Below are 25,517 nucleotides of genomic sequence, written 5' to 3'. Positions count from 1 at the left end.
GCGGTCGGATCAGACCGAGATGCCGTGGTTGTGCAGGTAGTTGACCGGGTTGACCGCCGAACCGTAGTTCGGGGTGGTCCGGATCTCGAAGTGCAGGTGCGGACCGCTGGAGTTACCGGTGTTGCCGGAGAGCGCGATCTTCTCGCCCTTCTTCACGTGCTCGCCGATGTGCACCTTGATCTTCGAGAGGTGCGCGTACTGCGAGTACGTGCCGTTGCTGTGCTTGATCACGATGGCGTTGCCGTACGCGGGACCGTCGCCGCCGCCGTTGGGGCCGGCCTTCACGATGGTGCCGTTGTGCGCGGCCTCGACCTTGGTGCCGATCGGCACGGCGAAGTCCTGGCCGGAGTGCTTGTGCGCCCAGCGGCTGCCGTCGTTGCCGAAGCTGGCGCTCAGCTCGTAGTGGTCGACCGGGGTCTCCCACGGGAGCTTCGCGGCGGCCTTCTTCTTGGCGGCCGCCTTCTTCTTCGCGGCAGCGGCCTTCTTCTTGGACGCCTCGGCCTTCTTCGCCGCGGTGTGCTCGGCCGCCTTGCCCTGCGCGGCCGCCTGCTGGGCGACCGACTCGGCGGTGGTCGCACTCGCCAGGCTCGCAGTACCGGTGGTGCCCGCCGTGCCGGCCGCGAACGCAGCGCCCGCACCGAGAACCATCGACGTCCCCAGGCCGGCTGCCAGCACGGCGCCACGGACACGGGAAGCGGACGGGCGGCGGGTCTGGAACGTAACGCGCTTCGACATAAGCAGAGAACCTCCGGGATGACTGGACCCGGCGTCGTGCCGGGCTGGCCATACCTTGGTAACCCGCAACCCCGGATGCACTCAAACCCCCCATCTACGAAGAAAAGCCGTAGCTGGAGGCCTGGGAATTCGCTGCCACAGGGCCCGCCCCACACCCCTCGACCGCTGCCGAAAGTCTTCGCCAGGACAGGTTTAGCCCCAGTTCCAAACTGTTCATACCGGACACAGCCCCGCCATCCAGGCAGTTCACCCCAAACCCTCGAAGGCCCCGCCGCGCACCGGGCCGAAGGTCCCGACCGGGATCAGGGCGCTTCCTCCTAACGCGCCTAGTAGGCCCCGAAAGGGCTGTGCGCCTTGTCACCGGCGGTGGGACCAAGGGCTGTCCGTTTCGGGACCTTCGGCCCGGGGTGTGGGGGCGCTACCCGGCGGGCAGAGCCGTCACCTTCTTCGCGTGCAGAGCCACCAGCTGGTTGCTGCCTGCGGCCAGGTACCACCGCTGAAGGTCGCCGCTGCCGTCGTTGTACGTCCAGTGCAGCTTCCCGTTGCTGGGGTCGTAGGCCTGTATGCCGCCGTCCTTGTCGAACTCCGTCGCCCCGTAGAGGACGTCGCCCACCTTCGCGAACTGCCAGGGGGCGGCTACGTCCAGGCTCCCCTTGTCGTGCCAGTGCGCCTTCCCGGTCGCGGGGTCGGCCGCCCAGAGACCGTGTGCGCTGTCGGAGACGTAGAGGACACCGTCCAGAACCGCCGGATCGTTGAACCGGCTGAACTCCTCGGTCTTGAAGGACCAGCGTTCCTTGCCGTCGGCCAGGTCGAAGGCGCGCATCCGCTGCCCGTTGGCGAGGATGGCGAGGCCGTCGTGGACCACGAAACCGCGGTTGTTGGACCGGCCGATCTTCTTCGTCCAGATCTGGTGGCCCGTGACGGTGTCGCGCACCGTGAGGTTCTCCCGGAAGTCCGTGTAGACGAGACGCCTGCCGGCCACCCGCGCGGTGATGCCGTTCTCCTCCGTGCCCTTGTCACGCTTCTCGCGCCAGAGGACCTTGCCCGAGGTGGTGTCGATCGCGGCGATCACGTTCTCCGGCGTCCTGAACTCCTCGTCCAGGATTCCCGCGACGACGTAGAGGCGGTTCGTGTCCACGGCGATGGGCCGGGGCTGGGAGTACTGCTTCCCCATGTGGCTGCGCCAGGTGTCCTTGCCCGTCTCCGCGTCCAGCCCGACGATGTTCCCGTCGTAGCGGGCGCTCTGGAGGTAGAGCGTCCCGTCGCCGACGAGCATGGTGGCGCCCGGAGTGGTGACCTCGGCGCGGGACCAGATCTCCTTGCCCGTGGATATGTCCCGGGCCACCAGCGGATCGCCCGAGACCAGGACGACGTTGCCCACGACCGCGACCGCGTCGATCCAGGCCAGCCCGTCGTACGTCGAGGCGTGCTGCCAGGAGGGCTTCGGCTTGCTCTCCGGCGTCGGCGTGCTGGGCCTCGGCCCGTCCGGTCCGGTGGCGACCGGCTCGTCCTCCGGCCCGCAGGCCGATGCCCCGGCCCCCAGCAGCACCAGCCCGGCTCCCGCCAGCTTCACCAGCTGCCTGCGTGACACGTCGCTTCTGCGCATGATCCGCCTCGTCCCCCTCGCTGTTCGTCCGCACCCGGACGACGCGTCCGGAGCCGGGCCAGACTAGCCAGCGATTTTCCGCCCCTGCGCGGCACGGACCCGACCGGGACATCTCTGTGACATGCCCGTCACCGTGTACGCAACAGCAAAGGGGCGGCCCCGGACCGGTGTGAACCGGTCCGGGGCCGCCCCTTCGTACGCTCGGACGCTAGGCGCCGCTCACGCTTCCTTCGTCATGTTCGGGCCGGCGCCGCCTGCCGCCTGCTCGATCGGGGGGACGTCGGGCAGAGCCGACTTCTCCTCGCCGCGGAAGGTGAACTTCTGCTCCTCACCCTCACCCTCGGTGCCGACGACCACGATGTGACCGGGGCGCAGCTCACCGAAGAGGATCTTCTCGGAGAGGATGTCCTCGATCTCGCGCTGGATCGTCCGGCGCAGCGGCCGGGCGCCCATCACGGGGTCGTAGCCCTTCTTCGCCAGCAGGGACTTGGCGGCCGGGCTCAGCTCGATGCCCATGTCGCGGTCCCGCAGACGCTCGTCCACCTTGGCGAGCATGAGGTCGACGATCTGGATGATGTCTTCCTCGGTGAGCTGGTGGAAGACGACCGTGTCGTCGACGCGGTTGAGGAACTCGGGCCGGAAGTGCTGCTTGAGCTCTTCGTTGACCTTGATCTTCATCCGCTCGTAGTTCGTCTTCACGTCGCCCTGGGCGGCGAAGCCCAGGTTGAAGCCCTTGGAGATGTCCCGGGTCCCGAGGTTGGTCGTCATGATGATGACCGTGTTCTTGAAGTCCACGACCCGGCCCTGGGAGTCGGTCAGGCGACCGTCCTCCAGGATCTGGAGCAGGGAGTTGAAGATGTCGGGGTGGGCCTTCTCGACCTCGTCGAAGAGGACGACGGAGAACGGCTTGCGGCGCACCTTCTCGGTGAGCTGGCCGCCCTCCTCGTACCCCACGTAGCCGGGGGGCGAGCCGAAGAGGCGGGACACCGTGTGCTTCTCGCTGAACTCCGACATGTCGAGGGAGATCAGCGCGTCCTCGTCACCGAAGAGGAACTCGGCGAGCGTCTTGGACAGCTCGGTCTTACCCACACCGGACGGACCGGCGAAGATGAACGAGCCACCGGGGCGCTTCGGGTCCTTCAGACCGGCTCGCGTACGGCGGATCGCCTGCGAGAGGGCCTTGATGGCGTCCTTCTGCCCGATGACGCGCTTGTGGAGCTCGTCCTCCATGCGCAGCAGACGGGAGGACTCCTCCTCCGTCAGCTTGAAGACCGGGATGCCGGTCGCGGTGGCGAGGACCTCGGCGATGAGCTCGCCGTCGACCTCGGCCACGACGTCCATGTCGCCGGCCTTCCACTCCTTCTCGCGCTTGGCCTTCGCCGCCAGCAGCTGCTTCTCCTTGTCGCGGAGAGACGCCGCCTTCTCGAAGTCCTGGGAGTCGATGGCCGACTCCTTGTCGCGACGCACGCCCGCGATCTTCTCGTCGAACTCGCGGAGGTCCGGCGGCGCGGTCATCCGGCGGATGCGCATCCGGGAACCGGCCTCGTCGATCAGGTCGATCGCCTTGTCCGGCAGGAAGCGGTCCGAGATGTAGCGGTCGGCCAGCGTCGCGGCCTGGACCAGCGCCTCGTCCGTGATGGACACGCGGTGGTGGGCCTCGTAGCGGTCGCGCAGACCCTTGAGGATCTCGATGGTGTGCGGCAGCGACGGCTCCGCGACCTGGATGGGCTGGAAGCGGCGCTCGAGAGCGGCGTCCTTCTCCAGGTGCTTGCGGTACTCGTCGAGCGTGGTGGCACCGATGGTCTGGAGCTCGCCTCGCGCCAGCATGGGCTTGAGGATGCTCGCCGCGTCGATCGCGCCCTCGGCGGCACCCGCACCCACCAGGGTGTGGAGCTCGTCGATGAACAGGATGATGTCGCCGCGGGTGCGGATCTCCTTGAGCACCTTCTTCAGGCGCTCCTCGAAGTCACCGCGGTAGCGGGAGCCGGCGACCAGCGCACCGAGGTCGAGGGTGTAGAGGTGCTTGTCCTTGAGGGTCTCGGGCACCTCGCCCTTGACGATGGCCTGCGCCAGGCCCTCGACGACCGCCGTCTTGCCGACGCCGGGCTCGCCGATGAGGACCGGGTTGTTCTTCGTACGGCGGGACAGCACCTGCATGACCCGCTCGATCTCCTTCTCGCGCCCGATGACCGGGTCGAGCTTGGATTCACGAGCGGCCTGGGTGAGATTCCGGCCGAACTGGTCGAGCACCAGCGACGTGGAGGGCGTGCCCTCCGCGGGGCCGCCCGCTGTGGCCGCCTCCTTGCCGCCCGAGTAGCCGGACAGCAGCTGGATGACCTGCTGGCGCACCCGGTTGAGGTCGGCGCCCAGCTTCACGAGGACCTGGGCTGCGACGCCCTCGCCCTCGCGGATCAGGCCGAGCAGGATGTGCTCGGTGCCGATGTAGTTGTGGCCGAGCTGAAGGGCCTCGCGGAGCGACAGCTCCAGGACCTTCTTGGCTCGGGGTGTGAAGGGGATGTGCCCGGACGGGGCCTGCTGGCCCTGACCGATGATCTCCTCCACCTGCTGGCGGACCGCCTCGAGCGAAATCCCGAGGCTCTCCAGGGCCTTAGCGGCGACACCCTCACCCTCGTGGATCAGGCCCAGGAGGATGTGCTCGGTGCCGATGTAGTTGTGGTTGAGCATCCGGGCTTCTTCCTGAGCCAGGACGACAACCCGCCGCGCGCGGTCGGTGAACCTCTCGAACATCGTTAATCGCTCCTCAGAGCGGTCAGGCAGTAAGGGGTCGGTCCCCTCCCTGTCCTTCCGCAGCTTAGTCCCGCAAGCGGGGACCGCTCATTTCGACTGCCGACACCCGGCCCTGCTTCCCGGGGGGATCTCCTGCCCCGAACGCCGACAACTGCTCCAACCCGATGGTGCGAGACGATGTTCCCGCAGGCCAGGCAGATACCCCTATCGCCAGTACGCCGATGGCGAACGTGAGACGTCCGGTGGCTTGCGTGTCGCCCCTCCCACTAGGGATGTCTTACCCGCAATTACAGACAGTCCATGCGGCGTACGCGGGTTCCCTCCGCTACGGGCGAACATCTTCGTACTCCCGAATGCGCCCGTACGCCCCTAACCCGGACACACTATGCATTCGATCATGGACTCTGCGTAACCCTTGGCGCGGATCGGGAGTTCTTTCGTCATGACCCTCACCGTCCCACCGCCCCGCGCCGCGTTCCCCGCAGAGCGGGGCAGCCGTGCCGATGGTGCGTCACGGAGCGCCTGCGCCCGGTGGTACGAGCAGGAGCTCGGCTGGGCAACGGCCGGCAGCGCACCGGTGCGGCTGCTGACCGGGCTGCGGTTCGACGCGCTCGTCGTCCCCGCCGACGCCGGCCACGCGGCGCTGCGGCGAGTGGGTCGCACCGGTCCGGTGGCGCTGACGGGCCGGCGGATGAGTCTGCTGGTGGCGCCGGGAAGCGCCGACGAGCTGCCCGGGCTGCTCGACTGGCTGGAGTGGGGCGGAGTCGCCCTCGCACTGACCGCTGTCGGCTCGGGCGGGCGGATCACCGCACCGCCGCCGCCTGGCCGGCCGGGTCCGCCGGGGGCCGCCGTATGGCTGCGGCCCCCCTGTCCAACGCACGAGCAGGAGGGAGAACCGGTGTTTCCGGCCCTCTCCGGCTTCGGGAGCAGGGGTGGGGATGCTCCCGATCTCATCCGGCTCGTGGACGCCGTGGCGACGGAATGCCACCGGGCCCGGTTGAGGCGTGCCCGGACGGGGATGTCCCCCGATGAAACGGCTGATCAGCCGTTGGCCTTCTCGTAAGCCTCACGGATGTCCGCGGGAACGCGGCCACGGTCATTCACATTGTGGCCGTTCTCGCGCGCCCACTTACGGATCTCGGCGGTGTCCTTGTTGCCGCCGGGAACGGCACGGCCCTTGCCGCGTCCGGACGCCGCGCGGCCACCGGTACGCCGGCCGCTCTTCGCGTACGGCTCAAGAAGCGAACGGAGCTTGTCCGCGTTGCCCGTGGTGAGGTCAATCTCGTACGTCTTGCCATCGAGAGCGAACGTCACGGTCTCGTCCGCCTCGCCGCCGTCGAGGTCGTCAACAAGAAGGACCTGAACCTTCTGCGCCACCGGATTTCCTTTCATCGAAAATGGAGTACGCGGAAAGGAAACCGCTTTTCCCCGGAAAACACAAACCCCCGGGAGAGGTTCAGGAGCACAAGAAGCCGGGAAACGTGCGCGATTCGGACATAGGGATCGCGCTTCTTGCGGCGGTCACAGGTGCAGAAGCATCCGACTGTTGCCCAAGGTGTTCGGCTTCACTCGTTCGAGACCGAGGAACTCCGCGACTCCCTCGTCATAGGAACGCAGCAGCTCACTGTAGACATCTCCGTCGACCGGTGTCTCGCCGATCTCCACGAAGCCGTGCTTCGCGAAGAAGTCGACTTCGAAGGTGAGACAGAAAACCCGTCGCACACCCAGCCAGCGGGCCGTCTGCAACAACTTGTCCAGCACTTGATGCCCGACTCCGGCGCCCTTGATGCTGTGATCAACAGCGAGAGTACGGACTTCGGCCAGGTCTTCCCACATCACGTGCAGTGCGCCGCAGCCGATGACCCGGGCGTCCTCGTCGCGTTCGGCGATCCAGAACTCCTGGATGTCCTCGTAAAGCGTCACCGTCGCTTTGTCGAGCAGGATGCCTTCTCGCACGTAGCCGTCGAGGAGTCGCCGGACCGAGGCAACATCGCTCGTCCTCGCGCGGCGGACGGTGATGGCGAGGTTTATAACAGACGGATCGGTCTGGAAATCGGTATGCGGAAGCTCTGAGGACATACCCCGACGCTATCGCCCGGTGTCCGGCTCCGCGTCATCGGCCGCTTGGACGCCTTCACCGGAACCTTCGCCGGCCGGCTGCGCGACGTCCTCGGGAAGTGTGGGCAGAACGATCCGCATGGCGTCCCTGAGGGCGTCACGCTGCTCGGCCGACATCATGCCGAAGAACGCGACCAGGGCGGCTGCGGGGTTGTCACTCTGCGACCAGGCTTCGTTCATCAGTGCGGCCGAGTACGCGGCGCGGGTCGAGACCGCCGTATATCGATATGCGCGGCCGTCCACTTCCCGGCGCACCCAGCCCTTCTGATGGAGATTGTCCATAACCGTCATGACGGTGGTGTAGGCGATGGACCGCTCCTGCTGAAGGTCTTCAAGGACTTCCCGCACGGTTACCGGTCGGTTCCATTGCCAGACCCGCGTCATCACGGCGTCTTCCAGCTCTCCCAATTGGCGGGGCACAGCGTCACCTTAGTGCCAGATGTCTGGAATAGCCGGTTTATTTACACAGCAAAGGGCGCACGGCTCTCGGGAGCCGTGCGCCCTTCGTATGCGTGTGGTGCGCGGGAAGCGCGGGACCCGGAGGTCAGACCCCGCCGGCGTGCGGCGCCTGCTGGGCGGACTCCGCACGGCTGATCGCCGCGTCCACGGCCGCGTCCTCCTTGGCCTTGTTCGGTCCGCCCTGACTCTTGACGATCGTCACGACCAGGCCGATGAAGAAGGCAGCCATCACCACAGGGGGCACGAGCGCGGATACGTAGTCCATGGCATCCAGAGTAGCGAGCCCGGCCGCGCCCGGTGAAAGGCCCTACCCCGCGGCGCGTTGCTGCGGTGGCGGGACCGGGCGGCGACGGGGCGGGAAGACCTCTGAGGGCTTCGGCGCCGGGCGTTCGGACGGCGGGGCCGGACGGGCCGGGACCACCGGGGTCGTCGGCTTCTCCGGCTCCGCGGCGCGGCCGCCGGGCAGCGCGAGCAGCCGGCTGCGGGGTGCGGGCGCCGTCGCGGACACCGCGCGTCCGGCGAGGCGGGCCCGCACCGAGCGCTCCGCGAGCACCTGACAGCGCTCCAGAAGCGCTGCGGCGGCCGCTCCGCCACGCAGGGCGCGCAGGGCGGCGAGATCCTCGGGGCGGGGGTCGTACCCGGCGGCCAACGCGTCCTGGAGGCGCTCCAGATATCCGCTGAGGGAGCCGGGGAGGGCGTTTCGGTAGCGGACGAGGTCGGCGAGGAGGAAGGCGCGCAGCCGTCCGGCCTCGCCGACCGCCTCGTCGACTGCGCCCGCTAGCCGCAGGCAGTCCTGGACGTCCTCGTCGGGCAGGGGCGCGGGGTGGAGGGCGATGGCGAGGGCACGGCGGAGCACTCGCAGCTCGTCCGCGCTGAACGCCATACCGCCGCGTGATCCGTAGGGCGTGGGCATAACGCGACAATACGTGCTAAATAGACAAAATCCGTTTAACTGGCCGTCGATGGCGCGGCGGCTCCATGAGCCACCGCGCCGGGGACCTCCCGGTCAGGGCCGCGTCGCTACAGGCGCGACACGTTGCGCTCGTACACCAGGCGCAGCCCGATGAGCGTGAGCCAGGGCTCGTGCTCGTCGATGACGGAGGACTCGCCCAGCACCATCGGGGCAAGGCCGCCCGTCGCGATGACCGTGACGTCGTCCGGATCGGCCGCCAGTTCCTTCTTCATGCGTCCGACGACACCGTCGACCTGGCCGGCGAAGCCGTAGATGATGCCCGCCTGCATGGCCTCGACGGTGTTCTTCCCGATCACGCTGCGCGGCCGGGCCAGCTCGATCTTGCGCAGCTGGGCGCCCTTGACCCCGAGCGCCTCGACCGAGATCTCGATGCCGGGGGCGATGACGCCGCCGGTGTACTCGCCCCGGGCGGAGACCGCGTCGAAGGTGGTGGCCGTGCCGAAGTCGACGACGATCGCCGGGCCGCCGTACAGGTCGACGGCGGCGACCGCGTTGATGATGCGGTCCGCGCCGACCTCCTTCGGGTTGTCCATCAGGATCGGCACACCGGTCTTGATGCCCGGTTCGACGAGGACGGCGGGGACGTCGCCGTAGTAGCGGCGGGTCACCTCGCGCAGCTCGTGCAGGACGGCCGGCACGGTGGAGCAGATCGCGATGCCCTCGATGCCGTCGCCCAGCTCCATGCCCAGCAGCGGGTGCATGCCCATCAGGCCCTGGAGCAGCACCGCCAGCTCGTCGGCGGTGCGGCGGGCATCGGTGGAGATGCGCCAGTGCTCGACGATCTCCTCACCGTCGAACAGTCCGAGGACCGTGTGGGTGTTGCCGACGTCGATGGTGAGCAGCATCAGGCGCCGGCCCCGTCGGTGTCGCGGAAGTCCAGGCCGATGTCGAGGATCGGCGAGGAGTGGGTCAGCGCGCCGACGGCCAGGTAGTCCACACCGGCCTCGGCGTAGGCGCGGGCGGAGTCCAGGGACAGCCGGCCCGAGGACTCCAGGACCGCGCGGCCGCCGACGAGCGCGACGGCCTCGGCCGTCTGCGACGGGGTGAAGTTGTCCAGCAGGATCAGATCGGCACCGGCGTCCAGGACCTCGGTGACCTGCTGCATCGTGTCGACCTCGACCTCGATCGCGAGGTCCGGGAACTCGTCCCTGACCCGCTTGAACGCCTCGGCGACCCCGCCTGCCGCGATCACGTGGTTGTCCTTGACCAGTGCGGCGTCGGACAGCGACATGCGGTGGTTGACGCCGCCGCCGCAGCGCACCGCGTACTTCTCCAGGGCGCGCAGGCCCGGAGTCGTCTTGCGGGTGTCGCGGACCTTGGCCTTCGTGCCCTCCAGCACATCGGCCCAGGCGCGGGTGGCGGTCGCGATACCGGAGAGCCGGCACAGCAGGTTGAGCGCGCTGCGCTCGCCGGTGAGCAGGTCGCGGGTGCGGGTGGTGACGGTCAGCAGCTTCTGGCCCGGGACGACACGGTCGCCGTCCTCGACGTGCCGCTCGACCTCGAACTCGTCCGTACAGACGATGGAGAGAACGGCCTCGGCGACCCGCAGACCGGCCACGACACCCGCCTCGCGGGCGGTGAAGTCACCGGTGGCCACGGCGTCCTCGGAGACGGTGGCGACGGTCGTGACGTCCACCCCGCCGTCGAGGTCCTCCTCGATGGCGACGTGCGCGACGTCCTCGACGGTGACCGGGTCCAGGCCCGCCTCGGCGAGGAGCTGGGCGAGCGCGGGGTCCAGTCCGCACTCCAGGGCGTCCAGGTCGTAGCCGTCCTCCCCGCCGCAGCCGCAGCCGTCCCCGCAGCCGCCCGCGGCAGGTGCGGGCGCGCCGATCTGGATCAGCGGTACGTCCACGGGTGTGGGGCGCGGATTCTCTTCGGGCGTGCTCACGGTTACGGCTCCTCGGGAGTGGGGTGGGTGGTTCCTGTTGCTGCGCAGTCTGGTGCCCCGGACGGCTGTACGGGCCCGAATGCCTCGGTATCCGTCCGACGGAGGACGAGCTGCCGGTCGGGGGTGAGCCGCACGACGAGGTGATGGCGCCAGTTCTCGTCGTCGCGCTCGGGCCGGTCCTCGCGCCAGTGGCAGCCGCGGGTCTCCTCGCGGCGGCGGGCGGCGGCGACCAGGACCCGGGAGACGAGGAGCAGGTTGGTGACCTCCCATGCCTCGACCCCGGGCACCGCGTCCTTGGGCTCGGCCGCCCCGGCCTTCAGGAACGCGCTGCGGTGCAGGTCCTCCAGCTCCTCGGCGGCCCTGGCGAGGCTGTCGGCGGAACGTACGACCCCGGCGCCGCGGGTCATGATGCGCTGGATCGTGCTCCGGGCCTCGGGAGGCAGCAGCGGGGAGGGCGCGGGGTGGTCGGCGACGGCGGCGGCGGCGGAGGACCGGGGCCGGTGGGCGACGATGTCGGCCGCGATGCGCTCGGCGAAGACGAGGCCTTCCAGGAGCGAGTTGGACGCCAGCCGGTTCGCGCCGTGCACCCCGGTGCAGGCGACCTCGCCGCAGGCGTACAGGCCGGGCACGGTCGTACGTCCCCGCAGGTCGGTGCGGATGCCGCCGGAGGCGTGGTGCGCGGCCGGGGCGATCGGGATCGGTTCGGTGACCGGGTCGATGCCATGGGCCCGGCAGGCCGCCAGGATGGTGGGGAAGTGCTGCTCCCACATCTCGGCGCCGAAGTGGCGGGCGTCGAGGTACATGTGCTCGGTGCCGTGCAGCTGCATCTGGCGGGTGATGGCCTTGGCGACGATGTCGCGCGGGGCGAGCTCGGCCAGTTCGTGCTGCCCGAGCATGAAGCGCGTGCCGTGTGCGTCGACGAGATGGGCGCCCTCGCCCCGTACCGCTTCCGAGACGAGCGGCTGCTGGCCCTCGGCACCGGCGCCGAGGAAGAGGACCGTGGGGTGGAACTGGACGAATTCGAGGTCCGAGACCTCCGCGCCCGCCCGCAGCGCGAGTGCCACGCCGTCGCCGGTGGCGACCGGCGGGTTGGTGGTGGCGGAGAAGACCTGGCCCATGCCGCCGGTGGCGAGGATGACCGCGGGGGCGTTGACCGCGCCGACCCCGTCGTGCTGGCCCTCGCCCATGACGTGCAGGGTGACACCCGCGGTACGGCCTTCGGCGTCGGTGAGCAGGTCGAGCACGAGGGCGTTCTCGACCGTGTGCAGGGCGGCTTCGCGGACCGCTTCGACCAGGGCGCGGGAGATCTCCGCGCCCGTCGCGTCGCCGCCCGCGTGGGCGATGCGGCGGCGGTGGTGGCCGCCCTCGCGGCCCAGCGCGATGGTGCCGTCGTCCGCGGTGTCGAACTGGGCGCCGGTGCCGATCAGCCGGCGTACGGCGTCGGGGCCCTCGGTGACCAGGGTGCGTACCGCCGCCTCGTCGCACAGGCCCGCGCCGGCGACCAGGGTGTCGTCCAGGTGCTGCTCGGGGGTGTCGCCCTCACCGAGTGCGGCCGCGACGCCGCCCTGGGCCCAGCGGGTCGAGCCGTCGTCGAGCCGGGCCTTGGTGACGACGACGGTGGCGAGGCCCGCGGCGGCGCAGCGCAGCGCGGTGGTGAGTCCGGCCACGCCGGAGCCGACCACCACGACATCGGCGTCGATGGACCAGCCGGGGGCGGGGGCGGTCAGCCGTATTCCGGTCACGCGGGGGCTCCGAAGGTCAGCGGGATGTTGTCGATGAGGCGGGTGGCGCCCACCCGGCCGGCAATGGCGAGGATCGCGTCGCCGTCGGTGCGGTCGTCGGGGATCTCGGTGAAGTCCGCCGGGTCCACGAGCGCCAGGTAGTCGAGGTCGAGCGGGGGCTGTTCGGCTGCCGCGTCGTCCAGGATCGTGCGGGCGGCGGCGCGCACGGCCGCGGGGCCGCCGTCCGGCCGGGCCCGGGCGACCGCCTGGGCGTCGGCCGCCAGCCGGGCCTCGCCGAGCCGGGTGAGTCCGGCGGCCCGGCCCTCCGTCGCCCCGGCGGTCTGCGCGCGGGCGTGCAGGGCCTGCTGGGCGGCGAGCCGGTCACGGGCCGCGAACAGCGCGCGGGACAGGGCGAGCGCGGTGTGGCGCTCGTGCGGGTCGAGGAAGCGGTTGCGGCTGGACAGCGCGAGGCCGTCCGGCTCCCGGGCCGTCTCCACGCCCACGATCTCCACGGGGAAGTTCAGATCGCGCACCATGCGGCGGATCAGCGCCAGCTGCTGGGCGTCCTTCTGCCCGAAGAACGCGACATCGGGGCGGGTGAGGTGGAGCAGCTTGGCGACGACGGTGAGCATGCCGTCGAAGTGCCCGGGACGGGAGGCGCCTTCGAGGCGCTCGCCCATCGGGCCCGCGGAGATCCGGACCTGCGGTTCGCCGCCGGGGTAGACCTCGTCGACGGACGGCGCGAAGACCACGTCGGCGCCGGCCGCGCCGGCCACCGCGAGATCGGCGTCCAGGGTGCGCGGGTAGCGGTCGAGGTCGGCGCTCTCGCCGAACTGGAGCGGGTTGACGAAGACGGTGACGACGACCTGTCCGGCCGGTCCGACAACCGCACGTGCGGTTTGTATCAGGGAGGCGTGGCCCTCGTGCAGAGCGCCCATCGTCATGACGACGGCACGCTCGGCCCGGTCGTCCTCGGGGGGGTACCCCGTCAGTTCGGCGGCGGTACGGAGCAGGGTGGCGGCGGATGCGGTCATCGGGATTCCTCCGGTCCGGTGCCGGCGCTGCCCGGGGCGCCCGAGCCGTCGGCCAGGACGTCGAGCAGGTCCTCGGCGAGCTCCGGCTTGAGCATGCCGTGGGCGAGTGCGCGGTCGGCGGTGGCGCGGGCCATCGCGACGTAACCGGCCACCGTCTGCGGGGCATGGGTGCGCAGCTCGCCGATGTGCGCGGCGACGGTGCCCGCGTCACCCCGGGCGACCGGGCCGGTCAGGGCGGCGTCACCGGAGCGCAGGGCGTTGTCCAGGGCGGCGCCGAGGAGCGGGCCGAGCATCCGGTCGGGGGCGGCGACCCCGGCCGTGCGCAGCAGCTCCATCGACTGGGCCACCAGGGTGACCAGGTGGTTCGCGCCCAGGGCGAGCGCCGCGTGGTAGAGCGGGCGGGCCTCCTCGGCGATCCACTCGGGCTCGCCGCCCATCTCGATGACCAGCGCCTCGGCGGCGAGCCGCAGCTGCTCGGGGGCCGTCACCCCGAAGGAGCAGCCGGCCAGCCGCTGGACGTCCACGGAGGTGCCGGTGAACGTCATCGCCGGGTGCAGGGCCAGCGGCAGGGCGCCGGCCCGCAGCGCGGGATCCAGCACCTTCGTCCCGTACCGGCCCGAGGTGTGGACGATCAGCTGGCCGGGGCGGACCGCGCCGGTCTCCGCGAGGCCCTCGACAAGACCCGGCAGGGCGTCGTCGGGCACCGTCAGCAGGACCAGTTCCGCGCGCGCGAGGACCTCGGCGGGCGTCACCAGGGGGACGTCCGGGAGCAGGGTGGCGGCGCGGCGCACCGAGGCGTCGGAGACGCCCGACACGGCGACCGGGCGGTGCCCGGCGAGTGCCAGGGCTGCGGCGAGGGCGGGGCCGACGCGGCCCGCGCCCACGACGCCGACGGTGAGCCGGGCGGGGCGGTCCCTCGCGTCGAGGGGCTCCTGGGGGGCAGTTGCATTCACGCGGCGGTGGCCTTCCGTTCCAGTCCGCGGGGGGTACCGGACGATTTCTCTGCATGCTACGCCAGCGTTTCGTCCGACCCCCCGGCTGTCCACAGGCTGTGGGAAACTCCGGACCGCTGCGGCACCTTGCGGGCCGGGGGCGTCAATACCCTGTGGGCAGGGGCTGCGTTCTGCGTGATGATCGTCCCATGGCAGACAGAGACGAGCAGGTGCACGACGAGGCGGCGGACGGGACACAGATCCCCCGCGGATACGGGGACGAGGATGCCGACGCGCAGCGGCTGCGCCGCATCAGCGCGTGGCGGCAGGCCGACCGGATCCTGGCCCGGACGCCGGTGGACCGTTCGCTCGGCGAGCAGCTGGCGGCACTGACCGCGGGCGCGGCCACGGTCACCGATCCGGACCGGCCCGCGGACATCTACGGCGACGGCGTCGTCGCCGAGCTGGAGCAGCGGATCGCCGGACTGCTGGGCACCGAGGCCGCCGCGTTCTTCCCGACCGGGACGATGGCACAGCAGGTCGCGCTGCGCTGCTGGGCCGGCCGCACCGGCAACGCCACGGTGGCCCTGCACCCGCTCGCCCACCCCGAGGTGCACGAGCGCGGCGCCCTGTCGGCGGTCAGCGGACTGCGTACCGTCCACCCGACGTCCGCGCCGCGGCTGCCCACGGCCGACGAGGTCCGCGACTTCGCGGAGCCGTTCGGCACCCTGATGCTGGAGCTGCCGCTGCGTGACGCCGGCTTCGTCCTGCCCACGTGGGAGGAGCTGGAGGCCGTGGTGGCGGCGGCTCGCGAGCGCGACGCGGTGGTGCACTTCGACGGGGCGCGGCTGTGGGAGTGCGCTTCCCGCTTCGGGCGTGAACTGCCGGAGATCGCGGCGCTCGCGGACAGTGTGTACGTGTCGTTCTACAAGACCCTCGGCGGAATCTCCGGGGCGGCGCTCGCCGGGTCCGCCTCGCTGATCGAGGAGGCCCGCACCTGGCGGCACCGGTACGGGGGTCAGCTCTTCCAGCAGTTCCCGGCGGCGCTCGCCGCGCTGATCGGCCTGGACCGGGAGCTGCCGAAGCTGCCGTCGTACGTGGCGCACGCGAAGGTGGTGGCCGCGGCGCTGGCCGAAGGGTTCACGGAGGCCGGTGCCGGGTGGTTCCGGGTGCACCCGGAACCCCCGCACACGCACCAGTTCCAGGTCTGGCTGCCCCACCCGGCGGACGCCCTGAGCGAGGCGTCCGTACGTCAGGCCGAGGAGACGGGCGTGGCCCTCTTCCGCAAGTGGCACCCGGCTGCCGCGGGCCCTCCCGGACTGTCGTTCACCGAGGTCACGGTGTCGGAGGCAGGGCTGGAGTGGACGGCGGCGGACGTCCGTGCGGCAGTGGCGGAGTTCCTGAAGCGGGTGGACCGGCGGTAGGGCGCGCACACCCGGCGGGCCGCCGATTGACGCCGTCCGTCAATCGCGGTCCGGACCGCCCCGTTCACCCCGCACCATGGACGGGTGAGCGTAACCATCGACATCGCGGGGCTCGACCCCGGCCGCGTCGTCTTCGAGACCTCTCCCCTCGTCGAGCTGGGGGTCGCCCTGCACGCGCTGTCCGAGCCGGGACACCACCCCGGGCTGCACGGCTGGACGACGGCCACCACCACGTCTCTGGAGCCGGACCTGGCCGACCGGCTGCACGAGGCCGACTTCCTGTGGCGGAACACGTTCTCGGACATCTTCATGCCGTTCGCCGGTGTCCTCGGCGGCAACGGCAGGACGGGCGCCGACCTCGCCGAGGACCTGGACATCCTGGACCGGCTGGACGACGAGCGGTTCGTCTCCGCCGCCCTGGAGTTCACCTGCGCGAACCTGTACGGGACCGGCGCGGCCTCCCCCCTGCACGATCCCGGCATGCGGGCGCGGGCCCTGGACATGGCGGCGGCGCGCGGCCCGCAGCAGGTGGAGTTCACCCAGCGGCTGCTGGCCGACCCCGCCCCCGTACGCCGCTGGATCCGGCGCCTCCTCGAGGACTGCGACGAGGCGTTCTTCGCGGACACCTGGCAGCGGGTGCGGGTCCAGCTGGCGGCCGACGCGCGGCACAAGACGGATCTGCTGCGGCACAAGGGGCTCGCCGAGGCCGTGCGGGCGGTCTCGCCCGCGCTCTCGGTCGACGAGGACGGGAAGCGGATCAGCGTCGACAAGCTGACCGAGGGCTCGACCGACGCCACCGACCCCGACATCGGCGCGGGCCTCACCCTCATCCCGACCAGCTTCGGCTGGCCGCATCTGATGGTGCTGCACGCCCCGGGCTGGCGACCGGTGATCCACTATCCCGTGCACCGGCCGGAGCTGCCCTCGCCCGCCTCGGTGGAACTGCTCCAGCTCCGGATGGAGGCCCTGGCCCACCCGATGCGGATGCGTCTGTGCCGCAACATCGCCCGCTCGCCGTACACGACCGGGGAGCTCGCCGACACGAACGGGATCACCTCTCCCGAGGTCTCCCGCCATCTCACGGTGCTCAAGAAGGCCGGCCTGGTCACGACGCGGCGCCGCGGCCGGTACGTACTGCACCAGCTGGACCTGACCGTGGTGGCGCGGCTCGGCAGCGACTTCCTGGAGGGGATCCTGCGCTGAGCCCGGCGCCCCCGCTCAGTCGAGGCGGATGTGCTTGATCCCCGTCCAGGCCCGCCGCACCCGGTGCCGCAGCGCGCTGTCCGTGTCCGGCAGCGGGGTGAGACCCGCCGACGCGGCGATCCGGTCGGCGACCTGCGGGACCGTCAGCCGGTCGGTACGGATGTGCTCGGCGAACTCCGGGCCCGCGAGCCGCTCCAGGCAGTGGTCCAGTTTCGCGACGGCGAAGCTCTCGCGCCCGGGCCGACCGGCGCATGGGGGGCGGGAGAAGGAGCGGGTCTGGGTGCGTGCAGCTGCAAGGCGGAGGATTGAGGCAACGCGGAGCGTTGTTGATTGACGACAACGCCGCAGATGCGCGTGCCCAGACCCGCGACGCCGCCCCCCATGCGCCGGTCGGTCCGAGGGCCCCGCCCCAGCCCACGCTCACTCAGCCGTCGCAGCACCGTCGCACGCTCGGCGAGCAGGGCGAAGTGGTGCACCGGGTGCCCGTCCTCCCGCAGCCGCCCGACGATCTCCGCGAAGTAGCCGGCGTCGACCAGGGTCATGGGGGCGATGACCGTGCCCGGATGCCCGCGCAGGGCGAGATCCAGCATGTCGCGCACCCCCTGCCGCCAGGCCGGCAGATCCTGGAAGTCCCCGCGCAGCGCGGGCGGCAGCGTCCGGTGCAGCCCGAAGCCGACGTGCTCCGGATCGCAGACCACGCTGCCGGGCAGCCGACGCCGCAGCTCGTACGCCGTTTGCGTCTTGCCGCCGCCGAAGGGACCGTTGATCCAGAGGAGCACGCCCACCGGTCAGCCCGCCCCGCCCCCGGCGCGCACCAGCCCGGTCTCGTACGCGAGCACGACGACCTGCACCCGGTCACGCAGGCGCAGCTTGGTCAGGATGCGGCCGACGTGCGTCTTCACCGTCGCCTCGGAGAGCACCAGACGCCCAGCGATCTCGCCGTTCGACAGGCCCTGGGCCACCAGGAGCATCACCTCGCGTTCGCGTTCGGTGAGCTTGGCGACGTCCTTGTGCTGGGGCTCGGACGTGCCGCTGGGCAGCATCGAGGAGAAGCGGTCGAGCAGCCGGCGGGTGGTGGACGGGGCGACGACGGCGTCGCCGCTGTGCACGGAACGGATCGCGGCGAGCAGTTCGCCCGGCGGCACGTCCTTCAGCATGAAGCCGCTGGCCCCCGCCTTCAGCCCCGAGAAGGCGTACTCGTCGAGGTCGAACGTCGTCAGGATGAGCACCTTGGGCGCATCGGGCTGCGCGCAGATGCGGCGGGTGGCCTCGACGCCGTCCAGCCGGGGCATGCGTACGTCCATCAGCACCACGTCGACAGCGGTGGAGCGGAGGTTCTCGATCGCCTCCGCGCCGTCGCCGGCCTCGGCGACGACCTCCATGTCCGGCTGCGCGGCGAGCACCATCCGGAAGCCGGTGCGCAGCAGCGCCTGGTCGTCGACGAGCATCACGCGGATCGCCATGGGGTCCCTGTCTCCTGTTCGTTCTGCGGTCGGTTTCGGCGTACGACAGACCCTGGGGTCCCTAGTTCGCGGCCTTGAGCGGCAGCAGCGCGCTGATCCGGAATCCGCCGCCGGGGCGCGGTCCGGCGTCGAGCGTGCCGCCGACCATGCCGACCCGTTCGCGCATGCCGATCATGCCGTGGCCCGCGCCGTCGGCGCCGCCGTCCTCGTACAGCTCGTGCGCCGCACCCCGGCCGTCGTCCTCCACCAGCAGGCCGAGACCGTCGTCGAAGTAGACCAGTCGCACGCTGGCCCCGGCGTTCGGACCGCCGTGCTTGCGGGTGTTGGTCAGGGCTTCCTGCACGATGCGGTACGCCGTCAGCTCGACGCCGCTGGGCAGCGAGCGCGGGGTGCCCTCGATCTTGAAGTCGACGGCCAGACCGGCCGCCCTGACGTGCTCGATCAGGTCCTCGATCTGGTCGACGTCGGGCTGCGGGACGTACTCCCCCGTCTCCGGGGTGTCCCCCGTGCGCAGCACGCCCAGCAGTCGCCGCATCTCCGCGAGCGCCTGCCGGCCGGTGCTGGAGATCGTCTCCAGTGCCTGCCGGGCCTGGTCGGGGGCCGCGTCCATCACATAGGCGGCACCGTCCGCCTGCACCACCATCACGGATACGTTGTGCGCGACGACGTCGTGGAGTTCGCGGGCGATACGGGCCCGCTCGGCCGCCACCGCGACCTTCGACTGCGCCTCGCGCTCCCGCTCCAGCCGGGCGGCGCGCTCCTCCAGCTGGTCGAAGTAGGCCCGCCGGGTCCGCATCGAGTCACCGAGCACCCAGGCCAGGACGAACGGCACCGTCATCACGACGACCAGGAACACCGACTCCGCCCAGCCGCGCGGCGCCCCCTCCTGCTCCGGCCAGCGGAGCTGGGAGACACCCGCCGCGCACAGGCTGCAGGCCAGGGAGAGCCGGGACGCCCAGCGTTCGCCGACGGTGGCCACGGTGAAGGTGATCACCAGCATGGCGAAGTTCGCGAGGGTGGGTCTGACCCCGATCACCAGCTGGGCCACGCCCATCGCGATGGCGAGCAGCAGCATCTTCTCGGGTGCGCGCCGGCGCAGCGCGACGACGGTGCAGAGGCCGATGACGATCGGCACTATGGCGATGCGCTGTACCCGGCCACCGTCCGCGTCCCCGCCGACCACGATCGTCATGCCGGAGATCCCGAGGAGGAAGACGGCCCAGAAGCTGTCGACGCCCGTCGGGTGTCTGCGGATGAAATCGTAGAGGCGCTGCACGTGACCCAGCGTAGGGAAAGCCAAGGGGTGCCGGGGTCAGCCGAAGGGCCGATCCGGGTCCGGAGACCGTACTCCCCAAGGTGGAGACTTGGGAACGTGACGGATGAGTGGCGTGGGTGGCAGGAGGCGGCCGAGGCCGCTTTGTACGGGGACGAGGGGTTTTACCGGAGCCCCGAAGGGCCTGCGGGGCATTTCCGTACCTCGGTGCACGCCTCCCCGCTGTTCGCCGCGGCCGTCGCCCGGCTGCTGGTCAGGACGGCCGCGGAACTGGGGACCTCGGATGTGGACCTGGTGGATCTGGGGGCGGGGCGCGGAGAGCTGTTGACGGGGGTGCTCGCCGCGCTGCCTGCCGAGGGCGGGGACGGCCTCACGGTACGGGCGTACGCCGTCGAGCTCGCCGCCCGCCCGCCCGGTCTGGACCCGCGGGTGGAGTGGTGCGCCGAGCCGCCGCAGGGGGTGCGCGGGCTGCTGTTCGCCAACGAGTGGCTGGACAACGTGCCGGTGCCGGTCGCCGAGACGGATGCGGACGGCGTCGAGCGGTACGTCCTGGTGCGGACGGCGGACGGCGCGGAGCGGCCGGGTGAACCGGTGAGCGGGGCGGACGCGCGATGGCTGCACCGCTGGTGGCCGTCGGCGGGGCCGGGCAGCAGGGCCGAGATCGGCCGCCCGCGCGACGAGGCGTGGGCGGGCGCGGTGTCCACGCTGACCGCCGGGCTCGCGGTGGCGGTGGACTACTGCCACGTACGGGAGGAGCGGCCGCCGTTCGGCACGCTGACCGGTTTCCGGGCGGGGCGGGAGGTGCGCCCGGTGCCGGACGGCAGCTGCGACCTCACCTCGCACGTGGCCCTGGACGCGTGCGCGGCGGCGGGCGGCCCGGGTGCGGAGATCCGCAGCCAGCGGGAGGCGCTGCGGCAGCTGGGCGTCAGTGGTGAACGCCCGCCGCTGTCCCTGGCGTCGGGCGACCCGGCGGGATACGTGCGCGCCCTGGCGTCCGCGGGCCAGGCGGCGGAGCTCACGGCCCGGGGCGGCCTGGGCGACTTCGGCTGGCTGACGCAACGGGTCCCGGGCCCGTCCCCGTCCGGCCCCTCCGGCGATTGAGGAGCGGGGTCCGGGGCGGAGCCCCGGGAAGCCGGGCCGCAGGCAATACTGTCCCCCATGACGGAGACGACAGTCGGCATCGGCGGCGCGGCGGAGAGCACCGACATGGTGCTCAACATCGGCCCCCAGCACCCCTCCACCCACGGCGTGCTCCGTCTGCGCATCGTCCTGGACGGCGAACGCATCCAGCACGCCGAACCGGTCATCGGCTATATGCACCGCGGCGCGGAGAAGCTCTTCGAGGCCCGCGACTACCGGCAGATCGTGATGCTCGCCAACCGCCACGACTGGCTGTCGGCGTTCTCCAACGAGCTGGGCGTCGTGATGGCCGTCGAGCGGATGCTCGCCATGGAGGTGCCGGAGCGCGCGGTCTGGACGCGCACCCTGCTCGCCGAGCTGAACCGGGTCCTCAACCACCTGATGTTCCTCGGTTCGTACCCGCTGGAACTCGGCGGGATCACCCCGGTGTTCTACGCGTTCCGGGAGCGCGAGGAGCTCCAGGCCGTAATGGAGGAGGTCTCCGGCGGCCGGATGCACTACATGTTCAACCGGGTCGGCGGCCTCAAGGAGGACCTCCCGGCGGGCTGGCTCGGCCGCGCCCGGGACGCCGTCGCCTCGGTCCGCTCCCGGATGGACGTCTACGACAAGCTGGTGCTGGGCAACGAGATCTTCCGGGGCCGTACCCGCGGGGTGGGGGTGCTGTCGGCCGAGGCGGTGCACGCCTACGGGGTGTCCGGGCCGATCGCCCGCGCCTCGGGCGTCGACTTCGACCTGCGGCGCGACGAGCCGTATCTCGCGTACGGGGAGCTCCAGGACACCCTGAAGGTCGTCACCCGTACCGAGGGCGACTGCCTGGCCCGGTTCGAGTGCCTGCTGGACCAGACGCACAACGCCCTGGACCTGGCGGACGCCTGCCTGGACCGGATGGCCGATCTGGCGCCCGGTCCGATCAACCAGCGGCTGCCCAAGGTGCTGAAGGCCCCCGAGGGCCACACCTACGCCTGGACCGAGAACCCGCTCGGCGTCAACGGCTACTACCTGGTGTCCAAGGGCGAGAAGACCCCGTACCGGCTGAAGCTCCGCTCCGCCTCGTTCAACAACATCCAGGCGCTCACCGAGCTGCTGCCGGGCACGCTCGTCGCCGACATGGTGGCGATTCTCGGTTCGCTGTTCTTCGTCGTCGGCGACATCGACAAGTAACCGGCTGCCGCCTGTTCCGTCCTACGAGATCGCGCTGCGCAGCTCCGCCACGTCCAGCTGCTCGGTCTCGTCGTGCGCGGTCAGGTCGATGACCTTGCCGACGGCCCGGTTCTCGGCCGCCCCCGTGCGGTGCGCGGCCAGCGCCTCCTCGCCCACCACGTCGGCGAGGTCCTCGTTCTGTACGGACTCGATCGCGGCGTGCGCCTTCTGCGTACCGAAGAAGTCGAAGCTGCCCTGCGGCACCAGGTGACGGCGGGACGCCGCGTACGGAACGACCGCGCTGGCGGCCTGCACCGGGCGCGGGGCGGGCAGCGCCGGGGACTGCCTGGTCGCGGGCAGGGCGGCCTGCGGGCGGCGGTGCTGCTCTCCACCCGTCTGCCCGGCGGACGCCTGCGAGCCGGCGGCCGCGGCGTGCCTGCCCTGCGGCTCCTCCGGCTCCCTGGAGCGCTCCGCGAGATCGCGCTTCCTGGCCTGCTCGGCGGTGCGCCGCGCCTCCTGGAGCGCGCCGTTGCGCGTGAGGTCGTCGAGGGCCTGGGCGGCACGCAGATACGCGGACGGCGTCGGGGTGCTGCGCGCGGCGGGCAGTTCGCGGGGCGGCGCGGCCGCCTCCAGCGCGAGCTGTCGGCGGCTCTCCAGCACGCTGGCGCGCTCGGTCTCGGCGTTGGCGTACCGCCGCAGCAGCGCGGCGTGCTCGCCCCGCAGTCCGGCGAGCTCCACCCGCTTGCGGCGAAGCTTCGTCTCCAGGCGGGCGCGCAGCTCGCGCGACTCCTCCAGATCGGCTTCCAGTTCCGCCACGCGTTCCTCGGCACGCCATTCGTCACTCGCGCGGGCGCGCGTCAGCTCCGCGACGCGACGGCCCGCCTCCCGGTCCCAGCTGCGCATCAGATACGCGCCGGTCACGGCGGCGGCCGCCGCGGCGGCGACCAGTCCGCGCAGGACCAGCGGCTCGGCGAGCAGCCAGGCTCCCGCGGCACAGAGGGCCGCGACTCCGGCGACGGCCGAAGGCGGAAGGATTCTGTGCAGAGGTGGCGAATGGCGGTGGCGTCCACGTGGCATGGCCCGAAATTTACCGTGCGTACGGGCCGCTTGGGGGGCCGCCCGGCAATCTGTTCCCGGGCAGTTACCTGACGGCCCCTGAATCGCTCGTTCCGCCCTTGCTACTTCTTGATCAGACCTTTCGACTCCAGGTATTCCCTGGCGACATCGGCGGGCTTGGCACGCTCGGCGTCGACCTTGCGGTTCAGCTCCGCCAGATCCTGCGTGGTGAGTGCGTCGGTGAGCTTGCCGAGTGCGTCGGCGATGTCCTGGGAACCGGCGTCCTTCGCATGGAGGACGGGCAGCACGTTGTCCGCGTTCTGGAGCTTCTTGTCGTCATCCAGGAAGACCAGGCCGTAGGTGTCCAGCACCGCGTCCGTCGTGGTGGTGAGGACCAGCTGGTCCTTGCCGTCCTTGACCGCCTGCTTGGACTGCGGGGTGCCGACCCCCTTGGGGTCGATGCCGGTGACGTCGATGCCGTACGTCTTCTTCAGGCCGGGTGCGCAGAACGGCCGCACCTCGCACTCGTCACCCGCCGCGATCTTCACCTTGATCTTGGAGGCGCCGAGATCCGAAAGGGTCTTGAGCTTGTTCTTGTCGGCGAATTCCTTGGTGACCGCGAAGGCGTTCTGGTCGACGGCCTTGCCGGCCGGCAGCACCTTCAGTCCGCGCGGAGTCGCGAGCTTCTCCAGAGCGGCGACGGTGGCCGCGGTGTCGCCCGAGGCAACCGGCTCGGACTCGGCCGCCTTCGCCCCGTTCACCTTGGCGTTGAGGAATTCCGCGATCGTCGCCGCGTATTCCGGGACGACGTCGATCTCGCCCTTCTCCAGCGAGGGTTCGTAGAGTTCGCGGTTCTTCACCGTGGTGATCGACGTGCTGTATCCGGCGTCGGACAGCACACCGGCGTACAGCTCCGCGAGCACCTTGGACTCGGTGAAGGCGGCGGCACCGACGACCAGTGAGCCCTTCTTCCCCGAGTCGTTGTCCCCGGCGGACGCGGCGGATCCGTCCTTGTCCTTCTCCAGGCTGTCGCCACCGCATGCGGCGAGCGAGCCCGCGAGCGCGACGATGCCGATGACCGCGCCGGCTATGCGCGAGGTCCTGCTCATGATGTTCTCCGTCCACGGCAACGAGGCCATAGGTGACTGGCGTGATCGGTTGGGTGAGCCGGCCGGACGCTCATGCCGTCCGGCGGCGGCGCAACGGTGACAGCAGCCGGTCGATGCCGACCAGTACCGCCTCCACCAGCAGGGCGAGCACGGCGACCAGCAGGGCGCCCGCGACCACCTGCGGGGTGTTGTACGTGTTGAATCCGGCGGTGATGATGCGGCCGAGGCCGCCCTGGCCGACCATCGCGGCGATCGTCGCCGTGGCCACGACCTGTACCGCGGCCGAACGCAGCCCGGCCATGATCATCGGGTAGGCCAGCGGGAGTTCGACACGGAGGAAGAGCTGACCGCCCGACATGCCCATCCCCCGCGCGGCCTCCGCCACCGCACGGTCCACCTCCGTCATCCCGACGTAGGCGTTGGTCAGCAGCGGCGGCACGGCGAACAGCACCAGGGCGATGATCGTCGGTATGTATCCCGCGTTGCGCAGGGGCGAGACCATGAAGAGGGCCAGCACCGCGAAGACCGGGATCGCGCGCCCCACGTTGGAGATGTTGACGGCCAGCGCGCCCCCCTTCCCGATGTGTCCCAGGTACAGCGCGATGGGCAGCGCGATGGCGCAGGACAGGGCTAGCGCCACCCCGCTGACGTAGAGATGCTCACCGAGCCGGTGGGCCACCCCGCTCTCCCCCGACCAGTTGGCGCCGGTGGTGAGCCAGGTCCAGGCTTCGCCGAGAACTCCCATGACCTCAGACCGCCTTCGCCGGGCCGGCCGCGGTCACGGCATCGCGGGTGGCCGGTATTCGGGTCCACGGGGTCAGCAGCCGCTGCACGACGAGCAGCAGCACGTCCGCGACCACCGCGAGCAGCACACAGAGCACCGAGGCGGCCAGCACCTGGGCCTTGAAGAAGCTCGGCAGGGCGTCCTCGATGAGATTGCCCAGGCCGCCGCGGCCGACGATCGAGCCGACCGTGGTCAGCGCGATCGTGGACACCGTGGCGATCCGTATCCCGGCCATCAACGCGGGCATCGCAAGGGGGAGTTCGACCTCCCAGAGCAGACGCACCGGCCCGTATCCCATGCCCCGGGCGGCTTCCTTCGCCTCCTGCGGAACCGCCTGGAGACCCGCCAGGATGTTCCGTACGAGAATGGTCAGCGAATACAGCACGAGCCCGGTGACCACGAGCGCCGCGGAAAGCCCGAACAGGGGCAGCAGGAGCGAGAACATCGCGAGCGAAGGCACCGTGTAGAGCACCGTCGTCAGTCCGAGAACCGGTCCGGCGAAGTGCCGGCCGCGACGGGCGAGCAGCGCCAGCGGAAAGGCGACCGCGACCCCGATCGCCACCGATACCGCGGTGATCCAGATGTGCTGCACCGTCGCATCGGTCAACTCCTGGCTGCGGGAGCGGAGGTACTCCCCGCAGATCCAGTCGTTCGTCACCAGGCAGTTCTGTCCGGCCATCCGTCCCCCACCTCCCGATCGCCTCTCGTACT

Annotated in this window: 25 protein-coding genes and 1 pseudogene; 5 read left to right on the top strand and 21 right to left on the bottom strand. The window is 71.0% G+C overall.

The genetic code is table 11. The features are described from left to right. Window positions 1–9: 9 nt before the first annotated feature. From OG912_RS19315 to OG912_RS19305, 3 genes are all read right to left on the bottom strand, one after another. Window positions 10–735 (bottom strand): M23 family metallopeptidase, encoded by a 726-nt coding sequence (locus tag OG912_RS19315; protein WP_327710435.1) that lies wholly within the window; start codon window positions 733–735, stop codon window positions 10–12. Between the two features lie 418 nt (window positions 736–1,153). After that, window positions 1,154–2,341, bottom strand: a complete 1,188-nt coding sequence (locus tag OG912_RS19310; RefSeq protein ID WP_327710433.1) for an outer membrane protein assembly factor BamB family protein — start codon at window positions 2,339–2,341, stop codon at window positions 1,154–1,156. A gap of 219 nt (window positions 2,342–2,560) precedes the next feature. Then, on the bottom strand, window positions 2,561–5,089 hold the full coding sequence (locus OG912_RS19305) for an ATP-dependent Clp protease ATP-binding subunit (RefSeq protein WP_326736936.1): 2,529 nt from the start codon (window positions 5,087–5,089) through the stop codon (window positions 2,561–2,563). A 442-nt stretch (window positions 5,090–5,531) separates the two neighbouring features. Here OG912_RS19305 and OG912_RS19300 point away from each other — a divergent pair, with 442 nt between their 5' ends. Further along, window positions 5,532–6,152, top strand: a complete 621-nt coding sequence (locus OG912_RS19300) for an SCO3374 family protein (protein ID WP_327710432.1) — start codon at window positions 5,532–5,534, stop codon at window positions 6,150–6,152. Here OG912_RS19300 and OG912_RS19295 read toward each other — a convergent pair. The 10 genes from OG912_RS19295 to OG912_RS19250 all read right to left on the bottom strand — a co-directional run bounded on the left by OG912_RS19295 (window position 6,131) and on the right by OG912_RS19250 (window position 14,235). Then, a complete protein-coding gene (locus tag OG912_RS19295) occupies window positions 6,131–6,466 on the bottom strand; it encodes a histone-like nucleoid-structuring protein Lsr2 (protein WP_326736938.1) in 336 nt (111 codons plus the stop codon). The two genes, OG912_RS19300 and OG912_RS19295, sit on opposite strands and share 22 nt — an antisense overlap. Window positions 6,467–6,610: 144 nt before the next feature. Further along, on the bottom strand, window positions 6,611–7,168 hold the full coding sequence (locus OG912_RS19290; RefSeq protein ID WP_326736939.1) for an amino-acid N-acetyltransferase: 558 nt from the start codon (window positions 7,166–7,168) through the stop codon (window positions 6,611–6,613). 9 nt (window positions 7,169–7,177) lie between these two features. Beyond that, the gene (locus OG912_RS19285; protein ID WP_326736940.1) at window positions 7,178–7,627 is read right to left on the bottom strand and encodes a BlaI/MecI/CopY family transcriptional regulator; all 450 of its coding nucleotides are present in this window, start codon (window positions 7,625–7,627) and stop codon (window positions 7,178–7,180) included. Window positions 7,628–7,751: 124 nt separating this feature from the next. Continuing rightward, window positions 7,752–7,931, bottom strand: coding sequence for a hypothetical protein (locus OG912_RS19280; protein WP_326736941.1), 180 nt, complete (start codon window positions 7,929–7,931; stop codon window positions 7,752–7,754). Window positions 7,932–7,973: 42 nt separating this feature from the next. Then, the gene (locus OG912_RS19275) at window positions 7,974–8,549 is read right to left on the bottom strand and encodes a hypothetical protein (protein ID WP_327713474.1); all 576 of its coding nucleotides are present in this window, start codon (window positions 8,547–8,549) and stop codon (window positions 7,974–7,976) included. A gap of 137 nt (window positions 8,550–8,686) precedes the next feature. Then, on the bottom strand, window positions 8,687–9,484 hold the full coding sequence (locus OG912_RS19270) for a type III pantothenate kinase (protein WP_024493731.1): 798 nt from the start codon (window positions 9,482–9,484) through the stop codon (window positions 8,687–8,689). Beyond that, the gene (nadC, locus tag OG912_RS19265) at window positions 9,484–10,527 is read right to left on the bottom strand and encodes a carboxylating nicotinate-nucleotide diphosphorylase (protein WP_326736942.1); all 1,044 of its coding nucleotides are present in this window, start codon (window positions 10,525–10,527) and stop codon (window positions 9,484–9,486) included. Before nadC ends, OG912_RS19270 begins: the two co-directional genes overlap by 1 nt. Window positions 10,528–10,529: 2 nt before the next feature. Then, entirely contained in the window at window positions 10,530–12,269 is a 1,740-nt protein-coding gene (locus tag OG912_RS19260) for an L-aspartate oxidase (RefSeq protein ID WP_327710431.1), read from the bottom strand. Further along, a complete protein-coding gene (gene panC / locus OG912_RS19255; protein WP_327710429.1) occupies window positions 12,266–13,282 on the bottom strand; it encodes a pantoate--beta-alanine ligase in 1,017 nt (338 codons plus the stop codon). Before panC ends, OG912_RS19260 begins: the two co-directional genes overlap by 4 nt. Then, the gene (locus OG912_RS19250) at window positions 13,279–14,235 is read right to left on the bottom strand and encodes a Rossmann-like and DUF2520 domain-containing protein (RefSeq protein ID WP_327710428.1); all 957 of its coding nucleotides are present in this window, start codon (window positions 14,233–14,235) and stop codon (window positions 13,279–13,281) included. Before OG912_RS19250 ends, panC begins: the two co-directional genes overlap by 4 nt. 188 nt (window positions 14,236–14,423) lie before the next feature. Between OG912_RS19250 and OG912_RS19245 the strand changes: the two genes are divergently transcribed. Together OG912_RS19245 and OG912_RS19240 are read left to right on the top strand one after the other, a co-directional pair. Further along, on the top strand, window positions 14,424–15,638 hold the full coding sequence (locus OG912_RS19245; protein ID WP_327710427.1) for a threonine aldolase family protein: 1,215 nt from the start codon (window positions 14,424–14,426) through the stop codon (window positions 15,636–15,638). A gap of 84 nt (window positions 15,639–15,722) precedes the next feature. Then, complete coding sequence (locus tag OG912_RS19240; RefSeq protein WP_327710426.1) at window positions 15,723–16,841, top strand: DUF5937 family protein; 1,119 nt, start codon at window positions 15,723–15,725, stop codon at window positions 16,839–16,841. A gap of 15 nt (window positions 16,842–16,856) precedes the next feature. Here OG912_RS19240 and OG912_RS19235 read toward each other — a convergent pair. From OG912_RS19235 to OG912_RS19220, 4 genes and pseudogenes are all read right to left on the bottom strand, one after another. Next, window positions 16,857–17,075 (bottom strand): annotated as a pseudogene (locus OG912_RS19235) (ATP-binding protein); the annotation flags it as partial. After that, the gene (locus OG912_RS19230) at window positions 16,985–17,620 is read right to left on the bottom strand and encodes an AAA family ATPase (protein ID WP_327713473.1); all 636 of its coding nucleotides are present in this window, start codon (window positions 17,618–17,620) and stop codon (window positions 16,985–16,987) included. The pseudogene OG912_RS19235 and the gene OG912_RS19230, both read right to left, overlap by 91 nt. A gap of 9 nt (window positions 17,621–17,629) precedes the next feature. After that, window positions 17,630–18,304 carry a response regulator transcription factor gene (locus tag OG912_RS19225; RefSeq protein ID WP_327710425.1) on the bottom strand — a complete coding sequence of 225 codons (675 nt, stop codon included), beginning with the start codon at window positions 18,302–18,304 and terminating at the stop codon, window positions 17,630–17,632. 61 nt (window positions 18,305–18,365) lie between these two features. Next, the gene (locus OG912_RS19220) at window positions 18,366–19,580 is read right to left on the bottom strand and encodes a sensor histidine kinase (protein ID WP_326736950.1); all 1,215 of its coding nucleotides are present in this window, start codon (window positions 19,578–19,580) and stop codon (window positions 18,366–18,368) included. A gap of 96 nt (window positions 19,581–19,676) precedes the next feature. On the opposite strand from OG912_RS19220, the gene OG912_RS19215 reads away from it, so the two are divergent. Both OG912_RS19215 and OG912_RS19210 read left to right on the top strand, forming a co-directional pair. Beyond that, entirely contained in the window at window positions 19,677–20,678 is a 1,002-nt protein-coding gene (locus OG912_RS19215) for an SAM-dependent methyltransferase (RefSeq protein ID WP_327710424.1), read from the top strand. A 57-nt stretch (window positions 20,679–20,735) separates the two neighbouring features. Next, window positions 20,736–21,878 carry an NADH-quinone oxidoreductase subunit D gene (locus tag OG912_RS19210; protein WP_326736952.1) on the top strand — a complete coding sequence of 381 codons (1,143 nt, stop codon included), beginning with the start codon at window positions 20,736–20,738 and terminating at the stop codon, window positions 21,876–21,878. 21 nt (window positions 21,879–21,899) lie between these two features. Here OG912_RS19210 and OG912_RS19205 read toward each other — a convergent pair whose 3' ends face one another. The 4 genes from OG912_RS19205 to OG912_RS19190 form a co-directional block, all read right to left on the bottom strand. Beyond that, entirely contained in the window at window positions 21,900–22,934 is a 1,035-nt protein-coding gene (locus OG912_RS19205; RefSeq protein WP_327710423.1) for a hypothetical protein, read from the bottom strand. A 101-nt stretch (window positions 22,935–23,035) separates the two neighbouring features. Further along, window positions 23,036–24,022, bottom strand: a complete 987-nt coding sequence (locus OG912_RS19200; RefSeq protein ID WP_327710422.1) for an ABC transporter substrate-binding protein — start codon at window positions 24,020–24,022, stop codon at window positions 23,036–23,038. Window positions 24,023–24,092: 70 nt separating this feature from the next. Continuing rightward, entirely contained in the window at window positions 24,093–24,767 is a 675-nt protein-coding gene (locus OG912_RS19195; protein WP_327710421.1) for an ABC transporter permease, read from the bottom strand. A 4-nt stretch (window positions 24,768–24,771) separates the two neighbouring features. Next, window positions 24,772–25,485 carry an ABC transporter permease gene (locus OG912_RS19190; protein WP_327710420.1) on the bottom strand — a complete coding sequence of 238 codons (714 nt, stop codon included), beginning with the start codon at window positions 25,483–25,485 and terminating at the stop codon, window positions 24,772–24,774. Window positions 25,486–25,517: the final 32 nt, after the last annotated feature.

The organism is Streptomyces sp. NBC_00464 (genome assembly GCF_036013915.1).
In the GTDB taxonomy this organism is placed as follows: domain Bacteria; phylum Actinomycetota; class Actinomycetes; order Streptomycetales; family Streptomycetaceae; genus Streptomyces.
Note: the sequence above shows the minus strand (reverse complement) of the source record. Positions and strands in the feature narration are given on the sequence as shown.

Excerpts from the sequence above, each read along its gene's own strand:
- OG912_RS19315 (WP_327710435.1), bottom strand. The coding sequence starts at position 735 with ATGTCGAAGCGCGTTACGTTCCAGACCCGCCGCCCGTCCGCTTCCCGT.
- OG912_RS19310 (WP_327710433.1), bottom strand. The coding sequence starts at position 2,341 with ATGCGCAGAAGCGACGTGTCACGCAGGCAGCTGGTGAAGCTGGCGGGA.
- OG912_RS19305 (WP_326736936.1), bottom strand. The coding sequence starts at position 5,089 with ATGTTCGAGAGGTTCACCGACCGCGCGCGGCGGGTTGTCGTCCTGGCT.
- OG912_RS19300 (WP_327710432.1), top strand. The coding sequence starts at position 5,532 with ATGACCCTCACCGTCCCACCGCCCCGCGCCGCGTTCCCCGCAGAGCGG.
- OG912_RS19290 (WP_326736939.1), bottom strand. The coding sequence starts at position 7,168 with ATGTCCTCAGAGCTTCCGCATACCGATTTCCAGACCGATCCGTCTGTT.
- OG912_RS19280 (WP_326736941.1), bottom strand. The coding sequence starts at position 7,931 with ATGGACTACGTATCCGCGCTCGTGCCCCCTGTGGTGATGGCTGCCTTC.
- OG912_RS19275 (WP_327713474.1), bottom strand. The coding sequence starts at position 8,549 with ATGGCGTTCAGCGCGGACGAGCTGCGAGTGCTCCGCCGTGCCCTCGCC.
- OG912_RS19270 (WP_024493731.1), bottom strand. The coding sequence starts at position 9,484 with ATGCTGCTCACCATCGACGTCGGCAACACCCACACGGTCCTCGGACTG.
- panC (WP_327710429.1), bottom strand. The coding sequence starts at position 13,282 with ATGACCGCATCCGCCGCCACCCTGCTCCGTACCGCCGCCGAACTGACG.
- OG912_RS19245 (WP_327710427.1), top strand. The coding sequence starts at position 14,424 with ATGGCAGACAGAGACGAGCAGGTGCACGACGAGGCGGCGGACGGGACA.
- OG912_RS19225 (WP_327710425.1), bottom strand. The coding sequence starts at position 18,304 with ATGGCGATCCGCGTGATGCTCGTCGACGACCAGGCGCTGCTGCGCACC.
- OG912_RS19210 (WP_326736952.1), top strand. The coding sequence starts at position 20,736 with ATGACGGAGACGACAGTCGGCATCGGCGGCGCGGCGGAGAGCACCGAC.
- OG912_RS19205 (WP_327710423.1), bottom strand. The coding sequence starts at position 22,934 with ATGCCACGTGGACGCCACCGCCATTCGCCACCTCTGCACAGAATCCTT.
- OG912_RS19200 (WP_327710422.1), bottom strand. The coding sequence starts at position 24,022 with ATGAGCAGGACCTCGCGCATAGCCGGCGCGGTCATCGGCATCGTCGCG.
- OG912_RS19195 (WP_327710421.1), bottom strand. The coding sequence starts at position 24,767 with ATGGGAGTTCTCGGCGAAGCCTGGACCTGGCTCACCACCGGCGCCAAC.
- OG912_RS19190 (WP_327710420.1), bottom strand. The coding sequence starts at position 25,485 with ATGGCCGGACAGAACTGCCTGGTGACGAACGACTGGATCTGCGGGGAG.